A 2,519-nucleotide genomic window follows, 5' to 3' on the forward strand; every position below is an offset into this window, starting at 1 on the left:
AGCTTCGAGTTGGCAACCGAAATCCCGTTGCGGGCACAGCTGTTCCGCGTCGGCGACGACGAGCACGTGCTGGCCGCCGCCATCCACCACATCGCCGCCGACGGCTGGTCGATAGCCCCACTGGTCGGCGACCTGGCGACCGCCTACGCCGCGCGGGTAGCCGGGCAGGCTCCGGGCTGGACGCCGCTGGCCGTGCAATACGCCGACTACACCCTGTGGCAGCGTGACCAATTCGGCGACCTCAACGACCCCGACAGCCCGCTGGCCGGACAGCTGGCCTACTGGGAGCAGGCGTTGGCCGGACTGCCCGACCGGCTGCAACTGCCCACCGACCGCCCCTACCCCGCGGTCGCCGACCTGCGCGGGGCCACCCTCGACATCGACTGGCCCGTCGAACTGCAACAGCACATCACCGACCTGGCCCGCGAGCACAACGCGACCGACTTCATGGTCGTGCAAGCTGCCCTGAGCGTGTTGCTGGCCAAGCTCAGCGCGAGTTCCGATGTGGCCGTGGGCTTCCCGATCGCCGGCCGTCGCGACCCCGCCCTGGACCAACTGATCGGATTCTTCGTCAACACCCTGGTGCTACGGGTGGACCTGGCCGGTGACCCCACCATCGCCGACCTGCTGGCCCAGGTCCGCCAGCGCAGCCTGGCCGCCTACGACCACCAAGACGTTCCCTTCGAAATCCTCGTCGACCGCCTCAATCCCACCCGGTCGCTGACGCACCATCCGCTCGTCCAGGTCATGCTGGCCTGGCAGAACAACAACGCCGCCGACGACGTCGAGATGGGCGATCTGCAGATCAGTCCCATGTCGGTCGACACCCACACCGCCCGGGTGGACTTGACCTTCTCCCTGACCGAACGCTGGACCGACACCGGTGCACCCGCCGGGATCGGCGGGCTGGTGGAATTTCGCACCGACGTCTACGACATCGGCAGCGTTCAAACGTTGATCACCCGACTGCAACGAATACTGACCGCGATCACCGCGGATGCGACACAACGCCTTTCGTCCATCAATGTGCTGGACGCCGATGAATATGCGCGTCTGGATGAGATGGGTAACCGCGCGGTGCTCGCCGACCCGGCGGTTGCGCCGGAATCGATTCCGGCGGTGTTCGCCGATCAGGTGGCCCGGGCCCCGGAGGCGGTGGCGCTGACCTGTGGCGACGAATCGCTGACGTATGCGCAATTGGATTGCGAATCAAACCGGTTGGCGCATTTCCTTATTGAGCAGGGGGTAGGACCTGGGCAATGTGCGGGCCTGCTGATGGAGCGGTCCGCCGAGGCGGTCGTCGCGATCCTGGCCGTCCTGAAGACCGGAGCAGCCTACCTGCCGATCGATCCGGCGGTGCCCACTGCGCGCATCGGCTTCATGCTCACCGACGCCGCGCCCACCGCGGTGATCACCAATGAGAATGTGCGCGCGCGACTGAACGGGTTCGGCGGGACCGTCATCGACGTTGCCGACCCGGTGATCGCGAGTCGACCCCATGCGCAGTTGCCGCCACCGGATGCGGACCAGATCGCCCACATCATTTACACCTCGGGCACCACGGGAACTCCGAAAGGCGTTGCGGTCAGCCACCACAACGTGACGCGGTTGTTCGATGCCTGGGGCGGCGGCCTCGAGCTGGACTCGGATCAGGTGTGGTCGCAGTGCCATTCCTACGCCTTCGACTATTCGGTGTGGGAGATCTGGGGCGCCCTGCTGCACGGTGCCCGGCTGGTCGTGGTGCCGGAGACGGTAACGGCCTCACCCGAGGACTTGCAGGCGCTGCTGGTGGCCGAGCGGGTCAGCGTGCTCAGCCAAACCCCAACCGCGGTAAGCATGTTGTCGCCGAAGGGGCTGGAATCGACGTCCTTGGTGGTTGCCGCCGAGGCCTGCCCGGCCGAGGTGGTGGAGCGCTGGGCGCCCGGGCGGGTGATGATCAACGCCTACGGTCCCACCGAGACCACGGTGTACGCGACGACCAGTGCGCCGCTCACACCGGGACCCGCCGCCGTGCCCATCGGGTCCCCCGTTCCGGGGGCGGCACTCTTCGTGCTCGACAACTGGCTACAGCAAGTGCCGCAAGGGGTGGTCGGTGAACTTTACGTCGCCGGTCGCGGCGTGGCGGCCGGCTATCTGGGCCGGGCCGGATTGACCGCATCGCGGTTCATCGCCTGCCCGTTCGGCAACGCCCAAACACCCGGGTCCCGGATGTATCGCACCGGAGACTTGGTGTATTGGGATGTCGATGGACAGTTGCAGTATCTGGGCCGTGCCGATGATCAGGTCAAGATTCGTGGCACCGTATCGAATTGGGTGAAATCCATTCCGCGTTAATGGCTTTGGAAGGGGTTGAGACCGCGGCGGTGATCGCCCGCGAGGACCGCCCCGGCGACAAGCGCCTCGTCGGCTACATCACCGGCACGGCGGACCCGGCCAATCTGCGTACCCTGTTGGCGGATCGGCTGCCGGCGTTCATGGTGCCCGCGGCGATCGTCGTCGTGGAGTCGTTGCCGATGACG

Annotated in this window: 1 pseudogene; it reads left to right on the top strand. The window is 66.7% G+C overall.

The features are described from left to right. Window positions 1-2,519 (top strand): annotated as a pseudogene (locus JOZ00_RS12890) (amino acid adenylation domain-containing protein); the annotation flags it as partial.

This window comes from Mycobacterium sp. (assembly GCF_019243155.1).
In the GTDB taxonomy this organism is placed as follows: Bacteria; Actinomycetota; Actinomycetes; order Mycobacteriales; family Mycobacteriaceae; genus Mycobacterium.